The sequence below is a fragment of the Gelidimonas diazotrophica genome, from assembly GCF_055694025.1.
The window spans coordinates 2,815,730-2,840,952 of sequence record NZ_CM146349.1; the positions used below are offsets into that span (position 1 = coordinate 2,815,730).

The 25,223-nt window shown below is 53.5% G+C and carries 19 protein-coding genes, 4 tRNA genes and 3 rRNA genes; 12 read left to right on the plus strand and 14 right to left on the minus strand.

Annotated elements, in window-relative coordinates; genetic code table 11:
* The first annotated feature begins 27 nt into the window (after positions 1-27).
* The 5 genes from pal (at position 28) to KGFNPO_RS13060 (ending at position 3,186) form a co-directional block, all read left to right on the plus strand.
* On the plus strand, positions 28-561 hold the full coding sequence (pal, locus tag KGFNPO_RS13040; protein ID WP_472631688.1) for a peptidoglycan-associated lipoprotein Pal: 534 nt from the start codon (positions 28-30) through the stop codon (positions 559-561).
* Between the two features lie 10 nt (positions 562-571).
* Entirely contained in the window at positions 572-1,327 is a 756-nt protein-coding gene (gene ybgF / locus KGFNPO_RS13045) for a tol-pal system protein YbgF (RefSeq protein WP_472631689.1), read from the plus strand.
* Positions 1,328-1,419: 92 nt separating this feature from the next.
* Positions 1,420-1,495, plus strand: a tRNA-Lys gene (locus KGFNPO_RS13050).
* A 97-nt stretch (positions 1,496-1,592) separates the two neighbouring features.
* Positions 1,593-1,668 (plus strand) — tRNA-Lys (locus tag KGFNPO_RS13055).
* A gap of 339 nt (positions 1,669-2,007) precedes the next feature.
* Positions 2,008-3,186 (plus strand): GGDEF domain-containing protein, encoded by a 1,179-nt coding sequence (locus KGFNPO_RS13060; protein ID WP_472631690.1) that lies wholly within the window; start codon positions 2,008-2,010, stop codon positions 3,184-3,186.
* Between the two features lie 33 nt (positions 3,187-3,219).
* Here KGFNPO_RS13060 and KGFNPO_RS13065 read toward each other — a convergent pair whose 3' ends face one another.
* The 5 genes from KGFNPO_RS13065 to KGFNPO_RS13085 all read right to left on the minus strand — a co-directional run bounded on the left by KGFNPO_RS13065 (position 3,220) and on the right by KGFNPO_RS13085 (position 9,346).
* Entirely contained in the window at positions 3,220-4,773 is a 1,554-nt protein-coding gene (locus tag KGFNPO_RS13065) for a DHA2 family efflux MFS transporter permease subunit (RefSeq protein ID WP_472631691.1), read from the minus strand.
* Positions 4,774-4,872: 99 nt separating this feature from the next.
* On the minus strand, positions 4,873-6,066 hold the full coding sequence (locus KGFNPO_RS13070; RefSeq protein WP_472631692.1) for an EmrA/EmrK family multidrug efflux transporter periplasmic adaptor subunit: 1,194 nt from the start codon (positions 6,064-6,066) through the stop codon (positions 4,873-4,875).
* A 149-nt stretch (positions 6,067-6,215) separates the two neighbouring features.
* The gene (locus KGFNPO_RS13075) at positions 6,216-7,661 is read right to left on the minus strand and encodes an efflux transporter outer membrane subunit (RefSeq protein WP_472631693.1); all 1,446 of its coding nucleotides are present in this window, start codon (positions 7,659-7,661) and stop codon (positions 6,216-6,218) included.
* Positions 7,662-7,706: 45 nt separating this feature from the next.
* A complete protein-coding gene (locus KGFNPO_RS13080) occupies positions 7,707-8,165 on the minus strand; it encodes a MarR family winged helix-turn-helix transcriptional regulator (RefSeq protein ID WP_472631694.1) in 459 nt (152 codons plus the stop codon).
* A gap of 191 nt (positions 8,166-8,356) precedes the next feature.
* Positions 8,357-9,346: a serine/threonine protein kinase gene (locus tag KGFNPO_RS13085; protein WP_472631695.1), complete on the minus strand. Its 990-nt coding sequence runs from the start codon at positions 9,344-9,346 to the stop codon at positions 8,357-8,359.
* Between the two features lie 136 nt (positions 9,347-9,482).
* On the opposite strand from KGFNPO_RS13085, the gene KGFNPO_RS13090 reads away from it, so the two are divergent.
* Positions 9,483-10,193 (plus strand): UPF0149 family protein, encoded by a 711-nt coding sequence (locus KGFNPO_RS13090; RefSeq protein ID WP_472631696.1) that lies wholly within the window; start codon positions 9,483-9,485, stop codon positions 10,191-10,193.
* Positions 10,194-10,681: 488 nt separating this feature from the next.
* Here the strand turns inward: KGFNPO_RS13090 and orn are convergent, their stop codons facing one another.
* Entirely contained in the window at positions 10,682-11,278 is a 597-nt protein-coding gene (orn, locus tag KGFNPO_RS13095; protein WP_472631697.1) for an oligoribonuclease, read from the minus strand.
* 42 nt (positions 11,279-11,320) lie between these two features.
* Here orn and KGFNPO_RS13100 point away from each other — a divergent pair, with 42 nt between their 5' ends.
* The 5 genes from KGFNPO_RS13100 (at position 11,321) to KGFNPO_RS13120 (ending at position 16,232) form a co-directional block, all read left to right on the plus strand.
* Entirely contained in the window at positions 11,321-12,577 is a 1,257-nt protein-coding gene (locus KGFNPO_RS13100) for a M48 family metallopeptidase (protein WP_472631698.1), read from the plus strand.
* A gap of 14 nt (positions 12,578-12,591) precedes the next feature.
* Complete coding sequence (locus tag KGFNPO_RS13105; RefSeq protein ID WP_472631699.1) at positions 12,592-12,942, plus strand: 4a-hydroxytetrahydrobiopterin dehydratase; 351 nt, start codon at positions 12,592-12,594, stop codon at positions 12,940-12,942.
* Positions 12,943-12,967: 25 nt separating this feature from the next.
* On the plus strand, positions 12,968-13,858 hold the full coding sequence (gene rsgA / locus KGFNPO_RS13110; protein WP_472631700.1) for a ribosome small subunit-dependent GTPase A: 891 nt from the start codon (positions 12,968-12,970) through the stop codon (positions 13,856-13,858).
* A gap of 131 nt (positions 13,859-13,989) precedes the next feature.
* Positions 13,990-14,910: an ornithine carbamoyltransferase gene (gene argF / locus KGFNPO_RS13115; protein ID WP_472631701.1), complete on the plus strand. Its 921-nt coding sequence runs from the start codon at positions 13,990-13,992 to the stop codon at positions 14,908-14,910.
* An 89-nt stretch (positions 14,911-14,999) separates the two neighbouring features.
* Positions 15,000-16,232, plus strand: a complete 1,233-nt coding sequence (locus KGFNPO_RS13120) for an argininosuccinate synthase (RefSeq protein WP_472631702.1) — start codon at positions 15,000-15,002, stop codon at positions 16,230-16,232.
* Between the two features lie 543 nt (positions 16,233-16,775).
* On the opposite strand, the gene rrf is transcribed toward KGFNPO_RS13120, so the two are convergent.
* The 7 genes from rrf to mltA form a co-directional block, all read right to left on the minus strand.
* Positions 16,776-16,888, minus strand: a 5S ribosomal RNA gene (gene rrf / locus KGFNPO_RS13125).
* A gap of 170 nt (positions 16,889-17,058) precedes the next feature.
* Positions 17,059-19,933, minus strand: a 23S ribosomal RNA gene (locus KGFNPO_RS13130).
* A 393-nt stretch (positions 19,934-20,326) separates the two neighbouring features.
* Positions 20,327-20,402 (minus strand) — tRNA-Ala (locus KGFNPO_RS13135).
* A 41-nt stretch (positions 20,403-20,443) separates the two neighbouring features.
* Positions 20,444-20,520, minus strand: a tRNA-Ile gene (locus KGFNPO_RS13140).
* 152 nt (positions 20,521-20,672) lie between these two features.
* A 16S ribosomal RNA gene (locus KGFNPO_RS13145) occupies positions 20,673-22,205 on the minus strand.
* Together the 16S, 23S and 5S rRNA genes with 2 tRNA genes alongside form the textbook arrangement of a ribosomal RNA operon.
* 457 nt (positions 22,206-22,662) lie before the next feature.
* Complete coding sequence (locus tag KGFNPO_RS13150; RefSeq protein WP_472631703.1) at positions 22,663-23,439, minus strand: enoyl-CoA hydratase; 777 nt, start codon at positions 23,437-23,439, stop codon at positions 22,663-22,665.
* A 26-nt stretch (positions 23,440-23,465) separates the two neighbouring features.
* Positions 23,466-24,662, minus strand: a complete 1,197-nt coding sequence (gene mltA, locus KGFNPO_RS13155) for a murein transglycosylase A (protein ID WP_472631704.1) — start codon at positions 24,660-24,662, stop codon at positions 23,466-23,468.
* A gap of 14 nt (positions 24,663-24,676) precedes the next feature.
* On the opposite strand from mltA, the gene KGFNPO_RS13160 reads away from it, so the two are divergent.
* The gene (locus tag KGFNPO_RS13160; protein WP_472631705.1) at positions 24,677-24,817 is read left to right on the plus strand and encodes a hypothetical protein; all 141 of its coding nucleotides are present in this window, start codon (positions 24,677-24,679) and stop codon (positions 24,815-24,817) included.
* Positions 24,818-24,819: 2 nt separating this feature from the next.
* Here the strand turns inward: KGFNPO_RS13160 and apaG are convergent, their stop codons facing one another.
* Positions 24,820-25,194, minus strand: coding sequence for a Co2+/Mg2+ efflux protein ApaG (apaG, locus tag KGFNPO_RS13165; protein ID WP_472631706.1), 375 nt, complete (start codon positions 25,192-25,194; stop codon positions 24,820-24,822).
* Between the last annotated feature and the right edge of the window lie 29 nt (positions 25,195-25,223).

Consider the following 25,223-nt stretch of genomic DNA (forward strand, 5'->3'; position numbering starts at 1 on the left):
TTTACATTTTACAATCAGGGAAATCCAATGCGTACACCAATTACCTTTACTATCATCGCCGCCAGTATCCTGTTACTGGGTGCCTGCAGCTCAACTCCCAAATTGAGCGACAAGGTGCCGGTAGAAGATCGCAGCGACATATCCAGGGCAGGCACCGGGCAGGTTGACCCGCGTACCGTCAGCACTGTCAACGCCGGCGCCACCGACCCGTTGAATGATCCGCAAGGCGTTCTGGCCAAGCGCAGCGTCTACTTCGACACCGACAGCTACGTCGTACAAGGAGAATTCCAGCCGGTAGTCGGAGCACATTCCAAATATCTGGTCAAAAACAACGCGCGCAAGATCATCATCCAGGGCAACACCGATGAACGCGGCGGACGTGAATACAATCTGGCTCTAGGCCAAAAACGTGCCGAAGCAGTACGCAAGTCGCTGTCCTTGCTAGGGGTGCCAGAGTCGCAAATGGAAGCCGTTTCGCTGGGCAAGGAAAAACCAAAAGCGTCCGGCAGCGACGAAGCATCATGGGCTGAAAACCGCCGCGCAGACATCGTCTACCCATAAAACATAGACTATGAAAACGCCCATCCACTCCACACTCGCTGCGGCCTTGATGGTCGTTTTCATCTATGCCGCAGTGCCGGTGCCGGCCCACGCCGGCCTGTTTGACGACGACGAAGCACGCCGTGCCGTGCTTGACCTGCGCAGCAGGATCGATGCCAGCAATGCCCGCATCGATAGCAAGGCCGATAAAAGCAGCGCGCTCGACCTGGCCAATCAGAACGAACAACTGCAAACTGAAATCGCAAAGCTGCGCGGACAAATCGAGCTTTTATCCAACGAACTGGCCAATGCCCAGCGTCGGCAAAAAGATTTTTACGTGGACCTCGATAACCGCATGCGCAAACTGGAACCGCAAAAAGTGACCGTTGACGGCAAGGAAGCCAGCGTCCAGCCGTCCGAACAACTGGCTTATGACGCCGCACTGGCAATCTTCAAGGCCGCTGACTACAAGCGGGCCGGCGTAGCGTTTTCCGACTTCCTGCGGCGCTATCCGCAATCAGGCTACGCACCATCGGCCCAATACTGGCTGGGCAACGCATACTATGCGCAGCGCGACTACAAGAACGCGATTGCAGCGCAACAGCTGGTAGTACAAAATTATCCGGACAATCCCAAGGCCGCCGATGCGATGCTCAATATCGCCAGCTGCTATACGGAGTTGAAAGATAAGACCAATGCCAAAAAAACGCTGGATAAACTGATTGCGCAATATCCGGACTCCCCTACCGCGCAAACCGCCAAAGAGCGCTTGAGCGCACTTCATTAGCGCAACAGGCTGGCATCAAGTGCAGCTTTCTTTATAAATAACGCCCGGCGCATTTGACAGAATCCGGGCACTTACTTATAATTGCGTTCTTCGGGTCGTTAGCTCAGCTGGTAGAGCAGCGGACTTTTAATCCGTTGGTCGCAGGTTCGAATCCCGCACGACCTACCACGAATACTGCAATACTTTAGTACCGCAATAATTTAAAAAGTCTTGCTCTTGCAAGATTTTTTATTCCCCGAAACAGAAAGGGAATAGCAACATTTTTAGGTCGTTAGCTCAGCTGGTAGAGCATCGGACTCTTAATCCGTTGGTCGCAGGTTCGAATCCCGCACGGCCTACCAAGAATACCAAAAAGCCCACGTGACTTACGTCCCGTGGGCTTTTTGCTTTCTGATCCCGCTCTAATCACTTCGGAAAATGTAACTGTAACGCGGCGGTTCATTTGAGACAGATTCGCGGTCTATTTGAGACATCGAATTTGCTATTTATTTGAGATTGACCACAGAAACTGTAACGCGCCGAATGCTTTCGTACTGATTTACGCTTGCTTCTGCACTTACAAAATCTGAAAAATGGTGCAATGCCTACGCAATGCACCCATCTCGAAGCAACCATGGCATAGGACCAATGCTCTACGGCATTACAATACGCCGCAGCGCCACCTTCGCCCCTCGGAACCCATGCTGACACTTGCTTCGATTTTTACCACTACCGCGCTGCTCAGCCTCGGGATGTCTCTGCTGCTGGGGTCGCTGCTGCGCACGGCGGTGCCCGGGGTGCGCGAATGGTTTGCAGCCAACGTCGCAGTGATCGTTGCGCTGCCTTTGATGGTGCTGCGCGGCACGATTCCGGACTTCATCTCTATCGTCGTCGCCAACACCATACTTTCAATGTCGGGGGTCTGCTACTACGCCGGTTGCGCGCGCTTTCTGGGCCGGCCGCCGCACTGGAGCCGGCTGCTCGCGGGTACCGCACTGCTGACCATGGCGATGGTAGCCTGGCGTTACGTGAGCGATAACATTCCGATGCGGGTGCTGGCAAGCACGCTATTTAACAGCTTCGTCTGTATTGCCGTAGCGGCTCTGCTGCTGCGCCATCGCCCCTCCGATCGCAGGCCCTACAACTACTGGTTTGCAGCGACTCTGGCACTGGCCTTTGCGCTGTCCCAAGTGGTGCGCGGGCTTTACTTCATCACACTGGCGCCGCAATCAGGCGCGCTGATGTTCGGCAGCATCTGGAATATTGCGCTGCTGACGATTGGCGCGGTCATCATGCCCACCATGACCATGGCTGCTGTAATGATGATCCATGACGCCATGCTGGCCAAAGTCGAGGATGCCGCCAATCACGACCACATGACAGGTGCGCTATCGCGCAAACGGCTTGAAGCAGTGGCGCGAGAGCAGATCGTGCTGGCGGAAAAATATGGCCGGCCGCTGTCGCTGTTGCTGATCGACCTGGATCATTTCAAGCGCATCAACGACACCCACGGCCACGCCGGCGGAGATGAAGTGCTGCGCGAATTCGTTCGCATGTCGCGCGCCTCCCTGCGCGACGGCGACGCAATGGGCCGGCTGGGCGGCGAGGAGTTCGGGATACTGCTGCCCGATACCAGCACGGCAGGCGCATTGGCAATCGCGGAACGATTGCGCGAACAGTCGGAACGGCATCTGATCTCGGGCGCATTTGGCAGCTGCCATTACAGCATCAGTATCGGCATCGCCAGCTCGCTGGGCGGCGAAACCTTCGATGCCCTCAGCGTACGCGCCGACCGGGCGCTATACACCGCCAAGAATTCCGGGCGCAACCGCGTGCTTGCAGACAGCCAGCCCGCCGACGACCGAGTCCTTTCAGCCTAGGGCGAGACCTTCATGACTGCATGGGCGCATTCCTCAATGCGCCCCTCCGGCATCCACCGACCCGTGCGACTTGATCGGCTTGGCCATCCAGACAAAACCTATCAGCAGCAGGAACATGATGGCCGAGATCCAGAAAATATCGGCAGCGGCCATGGTGCTGGCTTGCACGCTCATCAGGCGATCAATCGCTGACAACGCTTGCCCGTCGCTCAGGCCCTGACTGGTCATGCCTTGCACCGCCTGCTGGAAAGCCGGATTGTGCGGCCCCGAGTATTCCGCCAATTGCGCGTGATGCAAAGCGGTGCGGCTATCCCACAGCGTGGTGGAAACCGAAGCGCCAATGCCACCGAACATGATGCGCACGAAGTTCGACAAGCCGGACGCCGCCGCCATTTTGTCGTGCGGCTGTCCCGATAAAATGATGGAACTGAGCGGGATGAAAAACATCGACATCGCCGCCCCCTGAATCAGGGTTGGAATCATCAATGCCATTGTGTCCACCTCGGGCGTGTATCGGGAACGCAAATAAAACACCAGCGCAAAGATGATGAAGGCACACGACGCCACGATACGACTATCGGTCTTTGGCAGCAATTTGCCGATAATCGGCGACATCACAATGGCGAGTATGCCAACCGGCGCCATGATCTTGCCGGCTTCGGTTGCGGTGTAGCCGATCTGGGTCTGCAGCCACAGCGGCAATATCACCAGACTGCCGAAGAACAAGCCATAGCCGACTGAAATCGCGATCACGCCGGAGCTGAAATTGCGGCCCTTGAACAAGGATAAATCCACCACTGGATGATCGTCGCCCAACTCCCAAATGATGAAATAGATAAAGCCGACCAGCGCCACGGCCGCCAGCAAAACAATCTCACCGGAGTTAAACCAGTCCAGTTCCTTGCCCTTGTCGAGCATCAATTGCAGCGAACCGACCCAAATAACCAGCAATGCCAGACCGATTTTATCGATTGGCAGGCTGCGGGTAACAGACTCCCGCTCACGATAAATCATCCATGTCAGCCACAGGGTGAATGCGCCAACCGGAATATTGATATAAAAAATCCACGGCCAACTGTAATTGTCTGAAATCCAGCCGCCCAAAAGCGGCCCCATGATGGGCGCCACCAACGTGGTCATGCCCCACAACGCCAGCGCCATCGAACTTTTCGCAACCGGGTAACTGGCTAACAGCAGCGTTTGCGACAAGGGAATCATCGGCCCGGCCACCGCACCTTGCAACACGCGTGCGGCGATCAAGGTTTCGATATTCGGCGCCAGGCCGCACATCCAGGAGGCAATCACAAACAACAAGATCGACGTCATGAACAGGCGAACCTGGCCGAAACGCACGGTCAGCCAGCCGGTCAGCGGTACCGAAATCGCGTTGGCAACCGCAAACGAAGTGATGACCCAAGTGCCCTGCTGCGGTGAAATCCCCATGTCGCCGGAGATGGCAGGAATCGACACGTTGGCAATCGATGAATCGAGCACGTTCATGAACACGGCCAGCGACACGGCCAAGGTACCCAGCGCTAACTGGGCACCGGTGAGCGGCTGTATGGCGGGGTGAATAGGTGAGCTCATAGAAACAATCTGGTTGCCTTAATTAATCAAAAAACGTCAATCAAAAAACGTCAATCAAAAACGCTGGCAGAACGCCCTGCGCAATCGGGTTCAATGCGTTCAATGCACTGCAGAATTGGCACTACTGCCCACGTTGGCGGCGATGATGCCGGCAATGCGGACATCCGCTTGCTGCGCGACGGCGTCGAATACGGTAGTTTTATAGGCTGGCTCGGTGCGCGCAAGTCCGGTCGCTGGCAACGGCGCGCCTTTCTGCTGGGCCACTGCCACCCTCACCTGCATCGACAAACCCAGCCGCAGTGGATGTTCTGCCAGTTCCTTCGGATCGAGCGCGATGCGCACTGGCAGACGCTGCACAATCTTGATCCAGTTACCGCTGGCATTTTGTGCCGGCAACAGCGCAAATGCGGAGCCGGTGCCGGCGGAAAAACCGGCAACTTTGCCGTGGTAGACGATTTTGCTGCCATACACATCGGCTTCCAGCGTCACCGGCTGACCGATGCGCATGTGGGCAATCTGCACTTCCTTGAAATTGGCATCCACCCACAAGGCATTGAGCGGCACAATCGACAGCAACGGCGTGCCGGCAGCCACCCGCTGCCCCAACTGCACCGAGCGCTTGGCAATATAGCCGGTCAACGGCGCCGGCAAGGTGGTGCGCGCATAGGCCAGATACGCTTCCCGCACGCGTGCTGCGGCACGCTGGACGTTTGGATGTTTTGCCACGGAAGTGCGGTCGGTCAAGGCGCGATTCGATGCCAATTGCTCGCTTGTCGCCAGCAATGCCGAGGTGGCGCTCTGCAGCGCGCTGCGGGCATGTTCCAGTTCTTCCTTGGATACCGCGCCGGTGCCGACCAATTGCTGACGGCGCGCCAGATCCGCCTTGGCCCGCGCAACTTCGGCGCTGCGCTGCGCCACGCCCGCACTCAGCGCGCCGTTATTTGCATACAGCACGCGCACTTCGCGAATGGTCTGCGCCAATTGCGCATCCGCCTGGTCGAGAGCCAATTTGGCATCGCTGCGGTCAAGTTCGATCAGCGGTTTGCCGGCTTGCACCAGTTCGGTATCGTCCGCATGGATAGCCACCACGGTGCCGCCGACCTGCGGCGTAACTTGCACCACATTGCCGGCGACATAAGCATCGTCGGTGCTCTCGAAATTCTTGGCGTTCAATATCCACCAGACCAGATAGGCGATGAGAACGATTGCCAGCACCAGCGTGACCACAATCAATGGGCCACGGCGTTGGTTTCTGGCGGGGGCAACGGATACAGCTTGACTCGGAGCGTTCATGACGCGGATTCCACAAAAGTTAAATAAAAATAAAGAGGATCTGAGCAGGTTTTGCAACCTGTTTATTACATGCATGAGTATGTTAAATAATTGCCTATCTTCCGCATTATTTCAGTGATTTTTTAAAAATACTCCCGATATATTGCGTATTACAAGGCGTGCTGATTAGCGTCGAAACCGCCGCCCAGCGCCTTGATCATGCCGATCTGCACCTCGGCGCGACGCACCTGCAGATCGAGTGCCAGCTTGCGCTGCGTCAGCCAGATCGATTCGGCCGCCAGCACCTGCAGCTTATTGGCGGTACCGACCTGCCAACGTTGCTGCGCCAGCGTCAAGTTCTGTTGCGCGGCGCGCAGCGCGACGTCCTGATTCTGCAATTGCCGGTCCGATGCCCGCAACGATTGCAGCTGGTCAGCCACCTCATGCAACGCTTGCGTCAGGCTTTGGTTGTAATTTGCGACAGCGCCGTCATAAGCGGCGACCCGACCCTTGAGCTGGGCCCGCAACTGGCCGCCCTCGAAAATCGGTAGCCGGATTGACGGGCCGATGCCGACGATACTGCTGCCGCCATCAAACAAATTCGACAAGCCGAGACTGGACAATCCGGCAAAACCCAGCAAATTCACATTCGGATAAAACTGCGCGCGGCTACTGTCGATATCGCCCTGCGCCGCCTCCACATGCCAGCGCGCTGCAACGATGTCGGGCCGACGCCCCAGCAAAGCCAGCGGCAATTGCGCCGGCAATTGAAACGCTTGCGGTTCCGATAACTCCGGCACCCCCGGACGCGCAATCCTCTGGCCGCGATCCGGGCCCTGACCCATTAAAGCGGCCAGTTGGTTGCGCGTGAGTCCGATGGCTTCCTGCCATTGCAACTGTTCGGCGCGCAAGGCTGCGCTTTGCAGTAGAACTTGTTGCGCATCACTATCCATGTCCAATCCGGCGGCAATGCGTTGCTGCGTCAAGCGATCGACTTGCTGATGCAAGGCTTGCTGCTGCCCGGCCAGATCGAGTTGCGCCGATTGGCGCGCCAATTGCACCCACGCCTGCGCCACGGCCGCAGTCAGTACCAGCCGCGCGCCATGCAGCTCGGCTTCCGCCATTTTTTCCTGCGACAGCGCGGAACGCCATTCGGCTGCATGCTTGCCCCAGAAATCGAATTCATAGGAAAAATTCAGCGCCAACTGGTTATCGCTTTGAAAGCTGCCCTTCAAGGGTGCGGGAACCATGCCGTTTTCCGTAAAGCGCTGGTAGGTGCTGTCAAAACTGGCGCCGACGGTTGGCAGCGCAGCACTGCGCACGGCCTCGGCCAATGCGCGGCTGGCGCTCACGCGGGCTGCGGCAATCGCCATTCCAGGGTTGCCGGCCAGCGCCTCATCGACCAAGCCCTGCAAGGGCGCGCCGCCAATCGTGCCGGCCCAGGGTGCACCGACTGCCGGCCACGCCCCGCTACCGTCAGACAGCGTGCCGGCGGCATAATCGCTCGCGGCGTTTTGTCGGGCGCTAGGGCCGATGCCCTGAAAATTAGCGCAGGAAGAAAGCAGGATGGCGCTGGCACTTGCGGCCAGAATGCGTTTTGAAATGAAAGGAGTCATATCGCGCTATTTAAGTTGTTTGGTCAATTATATTTTTAAGCGTTGTCAGATATTGTTATTGACCAATAATTTACGCAGCAGGCACTTTAGAAAGCCGACTTCCTCGGCACTGAAGCCGGTAAAAAGACGGTTCAGCATATCGACATAAATGACCGGCATTTTTTGCGCCAGCGCATCGCCGGCCGGCGTCAGGCTCAGCAGAATCTGGCGACGGTCATCCGGGTTCGGTTTGCGCTCTATGATCTTGTGCGCTTCCAGCCGATCCAGCGTACGTTTCATGGAGGCCGCATCGATATAAACTTCGCGCGCCAGATCGGCCGCAGAAGAATATTTGCCGGTCGACAACATGTAGATTATGCCGCCCTGGGTATGGGTGATGTCGCAACCGGCCAGCGCCTCATCAATCGACTTCGCCAGCAGCGAACGGGCACGCGAGAGGAGAAAACCGACGCTATCGTCGATCCGATATTTCTCCAAAGTAAACAAAGGGGAATTTTCTTGCATATCGCCGCCAGAAATTAATTGACCAGGCAAGAATATACGCGAAAAGAAAAAAAGCTGCTGGCGATGGCTTATTGGCGGCAACGGCAGCAACAGCAGTACAGCGGCATGGCTACAATAGCGGTAGCGCGCTGGAATATTATTCCATTACATCAATCGTGAACGCGAAGTGCATGATTGATTTAAAAACGGAATTAGACCACCCACAACGGCCCTTCTTCCATCAGAGCAATCTGTTCGCGCAATTCCAGAATCCGGTCCTGCCAGTAGCGCTGCGTGTTAAACCACGGGAACGCCACCGGAAAAGCCGGATCATCCCAGCGCCGCGCCAGCCAGGCCGCATAGTGAATCAGGCGCAGGGTGCGCAGCGCTTCCACCAAATGGAGTTCGTGCGGATTGAAGTCGCAGAAATCTTCGTAGCCGACCAGCAAATCGGCCATCTGGCGCGACCGGTCGGCGCGCTCGCCGGACAGCAGCATCCAGAGATCCTGTATCGCCGGCCCCATCCTGCTATCGTCAAAATCGACGAAATGCGGGCCGGCATCGGTCCACAACACATTACCGACGTGGCAATCGCCGTGCAAACGCAGCATGTGTGGCGCACCGGCACGCTCATAGCAGCGCTGCACGCCTTCCAGCGCCTGCACCATGACGCTGCGGTACGCGGCCAGCAAATCGGGCGGAATAAAGCTGTGCGACAGTAAATATTCTTGCGGTGCGGTACCGAAGCTATGGATATCCAGCGTCGGACGCGCCTGATACGTCTGCAGTGCGCCCACGGCATGAATGCGGCCGATGAAACGCCCCATCCATTCCAACGTAGCGCGGTCCTCCAGTTCCGGCGCGCGACCGCCGTGTCTGGCAAATACCGCGAAGCGAAAGCCGTCGAATACGTGCAGCGAAGCACCGTTTACAACCTGCGCGGGCACCACCGGAATCTCGCGCTCGACCAGTTCCTGTACGAACGCATGTTCTTCCAGTATTGCAGCGTCGTTCCAGCGCTGCGGACGGTAAAACTTGACCACCAGCGGCGGCGCTGCATCCATGCCGATCTGGTACACCCGATTTTCATAGCTATTGAGTGCCAGCATGCGGCCATCGCCCTGCAGGCCGACGCTTTCGAGCGCATCCAGCACGCAGTCGGGAGATAATGTCGCAAATGACGTAATGTTTAAAGGTTTCATAAATACATTGTACGGTTTATGGCGGTTTCTCCGATGTCGCTGTTTCCGTCGCTTAATCCACATCGCCGCTCGTCGGCACATGAGCCAACGCGTTACACTGCGGATCTTGCCGCTTTCACCCTGACAGAAAATCCTTATGCAACTCGACGACCCGTTATCCGATAAAGAATTCAAGGAGCTGGACCAGTTCCTGCTCTCCGACCGCTGCGCCGAAGATGGCATGACCATGGATTCGCTGCATGGTTATTTAACCGCACTGGTGATCGGGCCGGAAATGGTGCTGATGCCGGAATGGCTGCCGAACGTATGGGGGCCGGAACAGAAAAAAGCGCCCGCATTCAAGTCTGAAAAAGAACTGGAACGCATCACCGGCCTGATTGCGCGCGTGATGAACGAAATTGCAGTGACGCTGGAAGTGGCCCCAAAGGAATTCGAGCCGCTGTACTGCGAATATGAATTTGAAGGCCGCTCGGTGATCGACGGCGAAGCCTGGGCCTGGGGATTCTGGGAAGGCATCCAGCTACGCGCACAGGCGTGGGAACCAATTTGGTCATCCAATATCGCGGCTTTGGCGCGCCCGATTTACCTGCTCGGCGCAGAGGAAATCGAAGAAGAAGAAATGGTGCTGGTGGACGACCCGCTCAAGCGCCATAAACTGGCAATCGAAGTCGAGGCGGCGATTCCGGAAATCTACCGCTTCTGGTTGCCGCACAGAAAATCGGCAGTCGCGCCCATCAAACGCGAAGCGCCCAAGGTAGGCAGAAACGACTTGTGCGCCTGCGACAGTGGCAAGAAATTCAAGAAGTGCTGCGGCGCGGAGCCGGCTGCTGAAAACAAGACTGAATGAGCGGTTGCCGCCCATCAAAACGAGATAGCGCGGTTATGTAGATACTCTGCTCATAACCACGTTTTTTTCAGGTTGAGACAGCAGCGCCGTAGGTGCGAATTTATTCGCATGGAATAGTGAAGAATGCGAATAAATTCGCACCTACACAATGGCATTTCAAATATCCACACCGCCAAATAACTGCTCAGTCCGCACCAAGAAACTTCCAAACCGAAGTGGTTTTTTGTAGGAGCGCACCCGGGCGCGAAAGCAGTCGCCAGACTGCAGCCGTTGATCGCGCCCGGGTGCGCTCCTACAACATTGCACCATTTCGCTCTTAATTGTCTTGCTGGCTGAACAGTTACGCCGCCAATAAAAAAATATGGAGTATGCCGATTTATAAGGCAATTCCCGCATTATTTTATTACAAATTGTAAAATACACTGATCCAGTATATTCAATTTACGCAACCCGAACCAGATGACTGCAAGCGAGAAGCGCGATACCGCTTATTCCTTGATGAAATGCTTGCGGTAGTAGCACAGCTCTTCGACCGATTCCAGAATATCGGCCAGCGCGGTATGTTTTTGATGCTTCTTGAAGCCGGTGGCAATTTCTGGTTTCCAACGCTTGCACAGTTCTTTCAGTGTCGATACGTCGAGGTTGCGGTAATGGAAGAATGCTTCCAGTTTCGGCATGCCGCGCGCCATGAAACGGCGATCCTGACAAATCGTATTGCCGCACATCGGCGATTTGCCGGCCGGCACAAAATGCTTCAGAAAATCGATCAGCGCAGATTCGGCATCCGCTTCGCTTATCGTAGATACCTTGACCCGCTCGATCAGACCGGAGCGGCCATGCGTGCCTTGGTTCCACTTATCCATGCCTTTCATGGTTTCATCGGATTGGTGAATCGCAAACACCGGGCCTTCGGCCAGGATGTTGAGTTGCGCATCCGTTACGACGACTGCAACTTCGATGATGCGATCCTTATCCGGGTCCAGACCGGTCATTTCCATATCAACCCAGATCAGGTTAAATTCGTTCGGACGCACAGCAACGGCCGGTTTGTCGGATGATGTTGGTAATTCAGTGGCTTGTGACATAATTCTTCCTTTAGCAAGACGCCATTTTCTCACAGGAACAGAATGTATTCACTCGCGTTTTCAGTTTTGTTCGTCAGCTTCCTGCTGCTCACTTTAGTCGTGCGATTCTGGCTGGCATCGAGGCACATCCGGCATATCCTTGTGCATCGCAGCGCGGTGCCGACTGAATTCGCCGGCAAGATCCCGCTCGCGGCCCATCAGAAAGCAGCTGATTACACCATCGCCAAAACCAAGTTCGGCATCGTAGTGCTGCTGGTGCATGCGGCGGTCCTGATCTGTTTCACCCTTTTGGGCGGCCTGCAATGGCTATCGAGCGCGGTATTTAATGTCACCGGTATCGGCATGATTTACCAGATCGGCCTGATTCTCGCATTTGCCCTCATTTCCAGCCTGATCGACCTGCCTTTCGACTATTACAAGCAGTTCGTGCTGGAGCAGCGCTTCGGCTTCAACAAGATGCGCCTGCATCTGTTCATTGTCGACATGCTGAAAAACACGCTGATCGGCGCAGCCATCGGTCTGCCCTTGCTGTGGGTAGTGCTGATGCTGATGGAAAAATCGGGCAGCCTGTGGTGGCTCTATACCTGGCTGGTCTGGAGCGGTTTCCAGTTGCTGATGCTGGTCCTGTACCCCACCGTGATTGCACCGCTATTCAACAAATTTACGCCATTAGCCGATGCAAGCCTGGTGCAGCGCATCGAAGGATTGATGCAGCGGGTCGGCTTTGCAGCAAAAGGGCTTTATGTGATGGATGGCTCCAAGCGCAGCGCCCACGGCAACGCCTATTTTTCGGGCTTCGGCGCTGCCAAACGCATTGTATTTTTTGATACGCTGCTGTCGCGCCTGGCACCGGAAGAAATTGAGGCGGTGCTGGCCCATGAACTCGGACATTTCAAGCTGAAGCACGTAACTAAACGCATTGCCGTGATGTTTTTGGTGTCGCTAGGTTTCCTGGCGTTATTGGGCTACCTGAAGACGCAGACCTGGTTTTATACCGGTTTGGGGGTTGATCCGATGCTGCTGGCCGGCACCGATGCGATGGCGCTGATCCTGTTCATGCTGGCGTTGCCGGTATTTACCTTCCTGCTGTCGCCGCTGACTTCGATCACTTCGCGCAAACACGAATTTGAGGCCGATGCCTTTGCGGCAAAACATACCCAATCGCAGGATTTGGTCTCGGCACTTGTCAAACTTTACGAAGACAACGCATCCACCCTGACGCCAGACCCGCTGTATTCGGCCTTTTATGATTCGCATCCGTCAGCGAGCGTGCGCATCAGTAAGTTACTTTCAACTTAAATAAGGTGAAGCACATGATGAACACCAATACTTTGCTGCAAAAAAAATGCGCTCCTAATGCAGCGGCGCTGAGCGCAAATGAAATCACCGAATATCTGACTGCGATCAGCGGCTGGCAACAGGATGGCCCGCGCATCGCCAAGACATTCAAGTTCAAGGACTATTATGAAACGCTCGCTTTCATCAAGGCGATTGCCTATGTCATCCATGCCGAAGACCACCATCCGGAACTGACCGTCACTTACAACCACTGTCTGGTGAAATTCGATACCCACACGGCAAACAACGGTCAAGGCGGCATTTCGGAAAATGATTTTATCTGTGCTGCGAAAATCGATGCGATTTTCGAGCAAACCTTTTCCTGATCGAGCGCCACTGAATGACAATTTCATGACACTTCAATCCGGCACCGTGATCGCCGCGCATGGCAGGCACTATCTGGTTGACGCAAATAACCTCAAGCTCCAATGCGTCACTCGGGGCAAAAAAAGCGATGTCGCGGTGGGCGACATCGTCAACCTGAAGCTGACCTCCGCCAACCAGGGCGTGATCGAATCGATAGCCGAGCGCAAGACCTTGCTATACCGCTCGGATCAATACAAATCCAAGTTGCTGGCAGCCAATGTCACGCAACTGTTCATCGTGGTGGCCACTGAACCCGGCTTTGCCGATGACCTGATTTCGCGCTCGCTTGTCGCTGCAGAAGCGGCCGGCGTCACAGCCCACATCGTGCTGAATAAAACCGATGTGGTTGAAGCACTGCCGAAAACACGGGAGCGCCTGAAAGCCTATGCATCGTTGGGTTATCCGATCCATGAAGTATCGGCACGCACCCAGCCGGATGCGGCTTGTGCGACGCTGCAGCCATTACTGGACGGACAATCGACGATTCTGATCGGCCAGTCCGGGATGGGTAAATCGTCTTTAATTAACCTGCTGGTACCTGATGCAGAAATTGCCACGCGCGAAATTTCAGCCGCACTCGATACCGGCAAGCACACGACCACCTTCACCCGCCTGTATAGCACTGACGGCAACACCGCGATCATCGACTCGCCGGGATTTCAGGAATTTGGCCTTTATCATTTGAGCGAAGGAATGCTGGAACGCGCGTTCGTGGAATTTGCGGCGTATCTGGGCCAGTGCAAGTATTACAATTGTCATCACAACAACGAGCCGCACTGCGCGGTTCAAGCCGCAGTAACAGCGGGGCAGATTGCCGAAATGCGTTACGCGTTATACCTGCAATTAGTACATGAGTCGTCTCAGACGCTTTATTAACCGCTGAATTTGGACAATCTGAGATTCGTGCGAGAGGTCCCAGTTAAGGGTTTTTTTATAATTAATCCCTTATAATTAAAACAGACACACAACTACGGCGGCAGGCGACATGCTTGCTGCCGCTTCTATTTATGACAATCAAACCAATCAAACACTTCCTGCAGTTTTCCGACTTTTCGCTGGCCGAGTTCGAGCATGTAATCGAACGCACCCGCATCATCAAACACAAGTTCAAGAATTACGAGCCGTACCACCCGTTGATGGATCGCACGCTGGTGATGGTGTTCGAGAAAAGCTCGACCCGCACCCGCTTGTCTTTCGAGGCCGGCATGCAACAGCTTGGCGGTGCGGCAATCTATCTGAACACGCGTGATAGCCAACTCGGTCGCGGCGAACCGGTGGAAGACGCCGCGCAAGTGGTATCGCGCATGTGCGACATCATCATGATTCGCACCTTCGGTCAGGACATCATCGAACGCTTTGCGAAAAACTCCCGCGTTCCCGTCATCAACGGCCTGACCAATGAGCACCATCCTTGCCAGGTATTGGCCGATATATTCACCTACATCGAACATCGCGGCTCCATCAGCGGCAAGACCGTAGCCTGGATCGGCGACGCCAACAATATGCTGTATTCATGGCTGCAAGCGGCCGAAGTGTTCGGCTTTCACGTCAATGTCTCGACACCAAAAGGTTACGACATCGACCAGAGCCTGGTGTCTGCCTCGAATACGCGCTACACGCTGTTTGGCAATCCTTCCGACGCATGTGAAGATGCACATCTGGTTACCACCGATGTCTGGACCAGCATGGGCTTCGAGGCTGAAAACGCGGCGCGGCTGCAAGCGTTTGACGGCTGGATTGTCGACGCTGAAAAAATGCGCCGGGCAAAATCGGATGCACTATTCATGCACTGCCTGCCGGCGCACCGCGGCGAAGAGGTCTCTGCAGAGGTAATCGATGGGCCACAGTCGGTAGTCTGGGATGAGGCTGAAAACCGGCTGCATGCACAAAAGGCTTTGTTAGAATATCTGGTACTAGGGAAAGTCTAATTTTTCTGCATTGAAACTCGACCGTTGCAATGCGTAATTCCACACCGAATTTAACTCATTAGATTAATAGATTAACAAAAAGGTTGCTTATGTCTGACATCAAAAAAGTTGTGCTCGCCTACTCGGGCGGCCTGGATACATCGGTCATTCTCAAATGGCTGCAAGATAACTATCAATGCGAAATCGTCACTTTTACAGCAGACCTCGGCCAAGGTGAAGAGTTGGAGCCGGCACGGCTGAAAGCCATCAAGTTCGGCATCAAACCGGAAAATATCTATATTGATGACGTGCGTGAAGAATTCGTGCGCGACTTTGTTTTCCCAATGTTCCGCGCCAACACAGTGTATGAAGGCGAATACCTGCTGGGTACCTCCATCGCACGCCCGTTAATCGCCAAACGCCTGATCGAAATCGCGCGCGAAACCGGTGCCGACGCCATCTCTCATGGCGCCACTGGCAAAGGCAACGATCAAGTTCGCTTTGAGCTCGGCGCCTATGCATTGATGCCGAATGTAAAAATCATCGCCCCTTGGCGCGAGTGGGATTTATTGTCACGCGAAAAACTGCTGAAATACGCAGAAGATGCCGGCATTGAAATCGACATGAAGCACAAGAACGGCGGCGCCCCTTACTCAATGGATGCCAATCTGCTGCATATCAGCTTCGAGGGTCGGCACCTTGAGAATCCAAGTGCAGAAGCCGAGGAATCCATGTGGCGCTGGACCGTCAGCCCGGAAGCCGCACCAGATGCAGTAGAGTATTTGGACGTGGAGTTTGAGAAAGGCGACATCGTAGCGCTGAATGGCAAACGCCTGTCGCCGGCACAAGTATTGACGGAACTCAATCGCCTGGGTGGAAAACATGGCATCGGCCGCCTGGACTTGGTGGAAAATCGCTATGTCGGCATGAAATCGCGTGGCTGCTATGAAACCCCAGGCGGGACCATCATGCTCAAAGCGCATCGCGCCATCGAATCCATCACGCTAGATCGAGAAGTAGCGCATTTGAAAGATGACCTGATGCCACGCTATGCAAGCATGATTTATAACGGCTACTGGTGGGCTCCGGAACGCGTTGCATTGCAAACCTTGATCGATAATACCCAACAAAGTGTCAATGGTTGGGTACGTATTAAGCTGTATAAAGGTAATGTAATTGTTGTATCGCGCGATTCCAAGACGGATTCATTATTCGACATGAACATAGCAACCTTTGACGAAGATGGTGGTGCCTACAATCAAGCCGATGCAGGAGGTTTCATCAAATTGAATGCATTGCGCATGCGAATCGCAGCCAATGCAAGGAACCGCCGCAAAATTTAGGTTATTACAATAGCGTCTACCAGATGACGCTGATGTTAAAAGATCCGCTTAGAGCGGATCTTTTAACATCAGCGTCATTTACAACTACCTCGGCATTCAATACCAGCGTCCTAACATTCCCCTGTTGCGCCTGCCTGTTCCTGTCCGATCACAATAGAAGAAATTTTTTGCTCGTCCATGGTCTTTTTGCGCCTTTAGTAGGCATCATAAAAGCGATGCCAGCGGCAGAAGCCTTAAAAAACTGATTGCAGTAATGTGAACCATCCATGATGAGGCGCTTATTACTGCGCGATGCACATGACATGGAGTGGACTTGCATCAAAATCCGCAGCAATCCACACTGTACAATTTGTGTGCACTGATTTCTGGCCGGTTTTGGTTCTTGCGGGCGTATTGCCTATTTTCTGAAAGCGGATGCGGAGTCATGCTGCGGGGGTTTAGTGCGGTAGTTGAGCAAGCGGCGTTGAATACTGAAGGGTATTTACGCGTGGGTGCGCATAAAAAAACCCCCATACGATGAGTACGGGGGTTTTAGGAATAACAGCCTGACGATGACCTACTTTCACACGTGTTGACGCACTATCATCGGCGCGAAGTCGTTTCACGGTCCTGTTCGGGATGGGAAGGGGTGGTACCGACTTGCTATGGTCATCAGGCATAACTTGTAACATCGTTTGCTACTGCGTATATCGTATTTCTACGAGTGTGCATGTCAGCAAGCGACGCAATCTGGAAGAAGTAAAGGTATATTATTTTTTGGGTTGTGACTACCAAAGTTGGCAAACACAAGTGTTACACATTGATTTCTATAACCTGCCAAGGTTATAGGGACAAGCCTTACGGGCAATTAGTACTGGTTAGCTTAACGCATTACTGCGCTTCCACACCCAGCCTATCAACGTCCTGGTCTCGAACGACCCTTCAAGGAGCTCAGGGCTCCAGGGAAATCTCATCTTAAGGCAAGTTTCCCGCTTAGATGCTTTCAGCGGTTATCTCTTCCGAACTTAGCTACCCGGCAATGCCACTGGCGTGACAACCGGTACACCAGAGGTTCGTCCACTCCGGTCCTCTCGTACTAGGAGCAGCCCCCTTCAAATTTCCAACGCCCACGGCAGATAGGGACCAAACTGTCTCACGACGTTTTAAACCCAGCTCACGTACCACTTTAAATGGCGAACAGCCATACCCTTGGGACCGGCTACAGCCCCAGGATGTGATGAGCCGACATCGAGGTGCCAAACTCCCCCGTCGATATGAACTCTTGGGAGGAATCAGCCTGTTATCCCCAGAGTACCTTTTATCCGTTGAGCGATGGCCCTTCCATACAGAACCACCGGATCACTATGTCCTACTTTCGTACCTGCTCGACTTGTCAGTCTCGCAGTTAAGCACGCTTATGCCATTGCACTAACAGCACGATGTCCGACCGTACCTAGCGTACCTTCGAACTCCTCCGTTACACTTTGGGAGGAGACCGCCCCAGTCAAACTGCCTACCATGCACTGTCCCCGATCCGGATAACGGACCAAGGTTAGAATCTCAAACAAACCAGGGTGGTATTTCAAGGTTGGCTCCACGCAAACTAGCGTTCACGCTTCAAAGCCTCCCACCTATCCTACACAGATTGGTTCAAAATTCAATGCAAAGCTACAGTAAAGGTTCATGGGGTCTTTCCGTCTAGCCGCGGGTAGATTGCATCATCACAACCACTTCAACTTCGCTGAGTCTCGGGAGGAGACAGTGTGGCCATCGTTACTCCATTCGTGCAGGTCGGAACTTACCCGACAAGGAATTTCGCTACCTTAGGACCGTTATAGTTACGGCCGCCGTTTACTGGGACTTCAATCAAGAGCTTGCACCCCATCATTTAATCTTCCAGCACCGGGCAGGAGTCACACCATATACGTCCACTTTCGTGTTTGCATAGTGCTGTGTTTTTATTAAACAGTCGCAGCCACCAGTTTATTGCAACCCTTTCATCCTTCCCCCGCAGGGGGGTCAAACTACCAGGGCGTACCTTATCCCGAAGTTACGGTACCAATTTGCCGAGTTCCTTCTCCCGAGTTCTCTCAAGCGCCTTAGAATACTCATCTCGCCCACCTGTGTCGGTTTGCGGTACGGTCTCGTATGACTGAAGCTTAGAGGCTTTTCTTGGAACCACTTCCAATTGCTTCGCGAACAAGTCCGCTCGTCTCAACCCCTTGAATTACGCTGCCGGATTTGCCTAACAGCCTTCTACAAGTCAAGAACCGGCACTTCCAACCGCCGGACAACCTTCTGTGATCCGTCCCCCCATCGCATCATACGACGGTGCAGGAATATTAACCTGCTTCCCATCAGCTACGCATCTCTGCCTCGCCTTAGGGGCCGACTCACCCTGCTCCGATGAACGTTGAACAGGAAACCTTGGGCTTACGGCGTGGAGGCTTTTCACCCCCATTATCGCTACTCATGTCAGCATTCGCACTTCTGATACCTCCAGCATCCTTTACAAGACACCTTCGCAGGCTTACAGAACGCTCTCCTACCATATCCTTACGGATATCCGCAGCTTCGGTGACTGGCTTAGCCCCGTTACATCTTCCGCGCAGGACGACTCGATCAGTGAGCTATTACGCTTTCTTTAAAGGATGGCTGCTTCTAAGCCAACCTCCTGACTGTTTTAGCCTTCCCACTTCGTTTTCCACTTAGCCAATCTTGGGGACCTTAGCTGGCGGTCTGGGTTGTTTCCCTCTTGACGCCGGACGTTAGCACCCGACGTCTGTCTCCCACGCTCGCACTCATCGGTATTCGGAGTTTGCAATGGTTTGGTAAGTCGCGATGACCCCCTAGCCATAACAGTGCTCTACCCCCGATGGTGATACGTGAGGCACTACCTAAATAGTTTTCGGAGAGAACCAGCTATTTCCAAGTTTGTTTAGCCTTTCACCCCTACCCACAGCTCATCCCCTAATTTTTCAACATTAGTGGGTTCGGACCTCCAGTGCGTGTTACCGCACCTTCATCCTGGCCATGAGTAGATCACTTGGTTTCGGGTCTACACCCAGCGACTAAATCGCCCTATTCGGACTCGATTTCTCTACGGCTTCCCTATGCGGTTAACCTTGCCACTGAATGTAAGTCGCTGACCCATTATACAAAAGGTACGCAGTCACGGAACAAGTCCGCTCCTACTGTTTGTATGCACACGGTTTCAGGATCTATTTCACTCCCCTTCCGGGGTTCTTTTCGCCTTTCCCTCACGGTACTGGTTCACTATCGGTCGATATCGAGTATTTAGCCTTGGAGGATGGTCCCCCCATGTTCAGACAGGATTTCTCGTGTCCCGCCCTACTTGTCGCAAGCTTAGTACCACAATAAACATTTCGTGTACGGGGCTATCACCCTCTATGGCAGCCTTTTCCAAAGCTTTCCACTATGTCTACTGCTATTGCTTGCAGGCTCTTCCCATTTCGCTCGCCGCTACTTTGGGAATCTCGGTTGATTTCTTTTCCTGTAGCTACTTAGATGTTTCAGTTCGCCACGTTCGCTTTGCACACCTATGTATTCAGTGTGCAATGACCTTTCGGCCGGGTTTCCCCATTCGGAAATCTGCGGATCAAAGCGTGTTTGCTCGCTCCCCGCAGCTTATCGCAAGCTACTACGTCCTTCATCGCCTGATATCGCCAAGGCATCCACCATGTGCACTTATTCACTTGTCCCTATAACGTTGGCTTCTAACCCGATAGTGCTGTTCATGCACGGATTAAAAACCGGTTATAGGATATTTCTATGAGTATTACTTTAGCGTTTGCCGTATTGCAAGGAATTTGTATTTAAAACATCTTAACAAACTCACTTTTAATACTTTTTTGATTTGATACAATCACAACCCATCAAGTCATACAGGTCTATCCATGTGCACGTCTGGCATTGCTGCCGCGATATTGCTATCAACGTGCGCATCGATTTATCCATACTCCTTGATAAATCTTTACTTCTTCCAAATTTTTAAAGAACGAAACAGCTAATGGCTTAAGAAACCAAACCTGAATTTTTCATGCACTTCTTACTTTCGCATGGGTGACTCAGGTTTGTATTCTTGATCAATTACGTGGTGGAGGTTGACGGGATCGAACCGACGACCCCCTGCTTGCAAAGCAGGTGCTCTCCCAGCTGAGCTAAACCCCCCAGATATGCGCACTTACAATCAACACATAATCTTTGTCGTATGGTAGGTCTGGTTGGACTCGAACCAACGACCCCTGCGTTATCAACACAGTGCTCTAACCAGCTGAGCTACAGACCCGCTTGGATCAGTGCTTGGTCAGCTCTGCGCTGTTGCCTGTGCGGCCTTTCTTGCACAACGCACACGCCGGCAGTCCAATTACTGTTCATTGCTGCTCTTCTTTTTCATAACAGTCGATAAGTGTGAACACTTGACTTGGGCACATACTCTAGAAAGGAGGTGATCCAGCCGCACCTTCCGATACGGCTACCTTGTTACGACTTCACCCCAGTCACGAATCCCACCGTGGTAAGCGCCCTCCTTGCGGTTAAGCTACCTACTTCTGGTGAAACCCGCTCCCATGGTGTGACGGGCGGTGTGTACAAGACCCGGGAACGTATTCACCGCGACATGCTGATCCGCGATTACTAGCGATTCCAACTTCATGTAGTCGAGTTGCAGACTACAATCCGGACTACGATACACTTTCTGGGATTAGCTCCCCCTCGCGGGTTGGCGGCCCTCTGTATGTACCATTGTATGACGTGTGAAGCCCTACCCATAAGGGCCATGAGGACTTGACGTCATCCCCACCTTCCTCCGGCTTGTCACCGGCAGTCTCATTAGAGTGCCCTTTCGTAGCAACTAATGACAAGGGTTGCGCTCGTTGCGGGACTTAACCCAACATCTCACGACACGAGCTGACGACAGCCATGCAGCACCTGTGTTACGGCTCTCTTTCGAGCACCCTCTGATCTCTCAAAGGTTCCGTACATGTCAAGGGTAGGTAAGGTTTTTCGCGTTGCATCGAATTAATCCACATCATCCACCGCTTGTGCGGGTCCCCGTCAATTCCTTTGAGTTTTAATCTTGCGACCGTACTCCCCAGGCGGTCTACTTCACGCGTTAGCTGCGTTACTAAGTCAATTAAGACCCAACAACTAGTAGACATCGTTTAGGGCGTGGACTACCAGGGTATCTAATCCTGTTTGCTCCCCACGCTTTCGTGCATGAGCGTCAGTGTTATCCCAGGGGGCTGCCTTCGCCATCGGTATTCCTCCACATATCTACGCATTTCACTGCTACACGTGGAATTCTACCCCCCTCTGACACACTCTAGCCATGCAGTCACAAATGCAGTTCCCAGGTTGAGCCCGGGCATTTCACATCTGTCTTACATAACCGCCTGCGCACGCTTTACGCCCAGTAATTCCGATTAACGCTTGCACCCTACGTATTACCGCGGCTGCTGGCACGTAGTTAGCCGGTGCTTATTCTTCAGGTACCGTCATTAGTAACCCTTATTAGGAGCCACCGTTTCTTCCCTGACAAAAGAGCTTTACAACCCGAAGGCCTTCTTCACTCACGCGGCATTGCTGGATCAGGGTTGCCCCCATTGTCCAAAATTCCCCACTGCTGCCTCCCGTAGGAGTCTGGACCGTGTCTCAGTTCCAGTGTGGCTGGTCGTCCTCTCAGACCAGCTACTGATCGTGGCCTTGGTAGGCTTTTACCCTACCAACTAGCTAATCAGATATCGGCCGCTCCACGAGCACAAGGTCCTTGCGAATCCCCTGCTTTCCTCCGTAGATCGTATGCGGTATTAGCGCAACTTTCGCTGCGTTATCCCCCACTCGAGGGTACGTTCCGATATATTACTCACCCGTTCGCCACTCGCCACCAGAGCAAGCTCCGTGCTGCCGTTCGACTTGCATGTGTAAGGCATGCCGCCAGCGTTCAATCTGAGCCAGGATCAAACTCTTCAGTTTAATCTCTGTTTTATGTCATTGCTGACATGGTCCGTTTTACCAGACCGGTCGCTCACTCAAAATACTGACAGGCTCTTCCTGAAGTTGCCTCCAAAAAAATCCTATTCTTCTTCTGTGCGAGCATTTGATATTTTAAGTTCACCCCAAACGCTTGCGCGTCTGACGTGGCGCCTTCATCAAGTGCCCACACTTATCGACTGTTAGTTGTTAAAGATCTTTCTTTTCTCCGTCAGCTCTGGTATCTTCACCCGGGCCAACCAGACTGCAAAGCGTTTTGTTTGCAGCACTGAAGAGGGCAGATTATGCAGCGTTTTTCTTACTCAGTCAACATTTCTTTTCCGTCCCGCACCGCGCAAACTCCAACTCCCTGCACTCCGCGTTTCGTCCAATTCCGTCAACTTCCGCTGCCACTTCTCTTCCTGCCTTTACCCCGCCTCTCAGCGGGAGCCGAACTATATCAAACGTTGCGGAACTTTGGCAAGCGCTTTTCTAAAAATGCATGCATCCCTTCCTTTTGGTCGGAAGTGGCGAACGTGCTGTGGAACATACGGCGCTCATATTGAATACCGTCTGCAAGCGACGATTCATAGGCGCGATTGACAGATTCCTTGATCATCATGGCAATCGGCAAAGACATGGAAGCAATCACGGTTGCTGCTGCCAATGTTTCTTCCATCAGTTTATCAGCGGCCACTATGCGCGAAACCAACCCTGCCCGCTCGGCTTCAACGGCATCCATCATGCGTGCGGTCAAGCACATATCCATGGCCTTAGACTTGGACACTGCACGTGGCAGGCGCTGCGTACCGCCAGCGCCGGGCATGGTGCCAAGCTTGATTTCAGGTTGCCCGAATTTGGCCGTATCGGCTGCAATGATGAAATCACACATCATTGCCAACTCACATCCACCGCCCAGTGCATACCCGGCCACGGCTGCAATCACCGGTTTGCGTATTCGCCGGATTTGCTCCCAATTGCGCGTAATGTAATTGCCTTTGTAGGCATCCATATAAGTGTAATTTGACATCGCGCCAATATCGGCACCAGCGGCAAACGCTTTATCGCTACCAGTAAGAATGATGCATCCTACATTTTCATCATCATCGAACTTTGACAGTGCGTCACCAAGCTCATCCATCAGCTGATCATTTAGTGCATTTAATGCCTTCGGCCTATTCAATTGAATCAAGCCTACTTTGCCATGCATTTCAACGAGAATATTTTCGTAAGTCATATCACCCCTTAGTGAAAGTAAAAAATTTATCGCCCCGATAACTTGAAAGGCAGTTTCGGCAGTAACACCCACATCGTGCCGCGCTGTTTCATGCTCCCTGCTTTCTCACCCGCTTCGGCACCGAAACCCCAGAAAAAATCCACCCGCACCGGATTCTTGATTGCGCCTCCAGTATCTTGGGCTAGCATCAGGCGCTGCAGCGCGATTGCACTATTCGGTTGCGTTGTTGCCAAAAAAACTGGCGCACCCATGGGGATGAATTGTGCATCTACCGCAATCGAGCGTTGCGGGGTCAGTGGTAAGCCCATTGCGCCTTTTGGTCCCACTTTTGGATCAGGCAATTTTTCTTCCCTGAAGAAGACATAGCTTGGATTGACATTGAATAACTCCGTTTTGCGGGATGGGTTGGCTGCGGCCCAGCTCTTGATGCCTTGTGCAGAAGCCTGCTCAAGCTTCAACTCGCCTTGATCGACCAAGTATCTACCAATCGATTTATAGGGGTATCCATTCTGCTCAGCATAAGCGACGCGCACCGTTTCTTTTTCATCCATTAATTGCACGCGCCCGGAGCCTTGCACCTGCAGAAAAAATGCCTCGACAGCATCATCGACCCAAAACAGTTCCTTGCCGGACAGAGCGGCGGACTGCACCAGTTCAGCGCGCGCAGGATAAGGGATTACCTTTTTGCCGACAAGGCGCCCGCGCAAACGCATGCCTTTGAGCTCCGGGTATACGCCAGCTAAGTCGATAATGAGCAGATCGTCCGGCACACGATGCAAAGGAGTCTGATAAGGGCCGCCGCGTTTGCGCGAACCGTGCAATAACGGCTCGTAATAACCGGTCACTAGGCCCTGTTCGCTGCCGTCGGCATTCAAAACCTGATGGGGCACGAAAAACGCCTCAAAAAATGTCCGTATCGCAGTTACATCGGAAGCATTCACGTCCCGTGCAATAGTGCATGGTTCACGCCAGTCTTCTTTTTTGACCAGCACCTGGCAAGAAGTCAGGAACGCCGGCCACGCCTGACGCAAATCATCCTGCTCCCAGCCAGATAAGGCGGCAAAAGTGGTCGGCTTGAGCGTTTCCTGCACTTTTTCTATGGGCTTGACGGATGGCACGCCAGGCTTGATGGGAGGCTTGGCCTGTTGTGTTGTGGTGCAAGCGCTGATTGTGAATGCAACCAGAACTGCAGTTACGAGTAAACTAAAACGTGTAAATAACATTTGAAGAGTGTGCCATGTGGCTATTGATAGTTGAAGCAGGCTGCGCGATGCTGATATTGGTGTTTATTGTCTGGTGGACGATGTTTTCAGGCCGCAAACCGCCGCCACTGTCCACACCCGAAAAACCGACACGCAAGGAAGATGAAACGCGCTGAAATCAATGCAAGGCGCGGGGCAAGCACAGGACGAACTCCGGTATCTTGACCTCAAATTGTTCACCGTCTTCGGCCACACAGAAGTACTCCCCAGTCATGGACCCCTGTGGAGTGGCAAGCGCAGTGCCGCTGGTATATTCGAACTGCTCTCCGGGCGCCAAGAACGGTTGATGACCAACCACTCCGAGGCCGCGTACTTGTTCGACATGGTTATTTCCGTCCGTGATGATCCAATGCCGTGAAATCAATTGCGCTGCTATCTTGCCTGTATTCTGGATAGTAATAGCATAAGCGAACACATAACTGGCGCGATCCGGCTCCGACTGCTCTGCCAAATACTGTGTATTTACTGAGACGGTGAACTCATAAGCTGCCATATTAATTCCTTGAATGTAGTCGATACGCA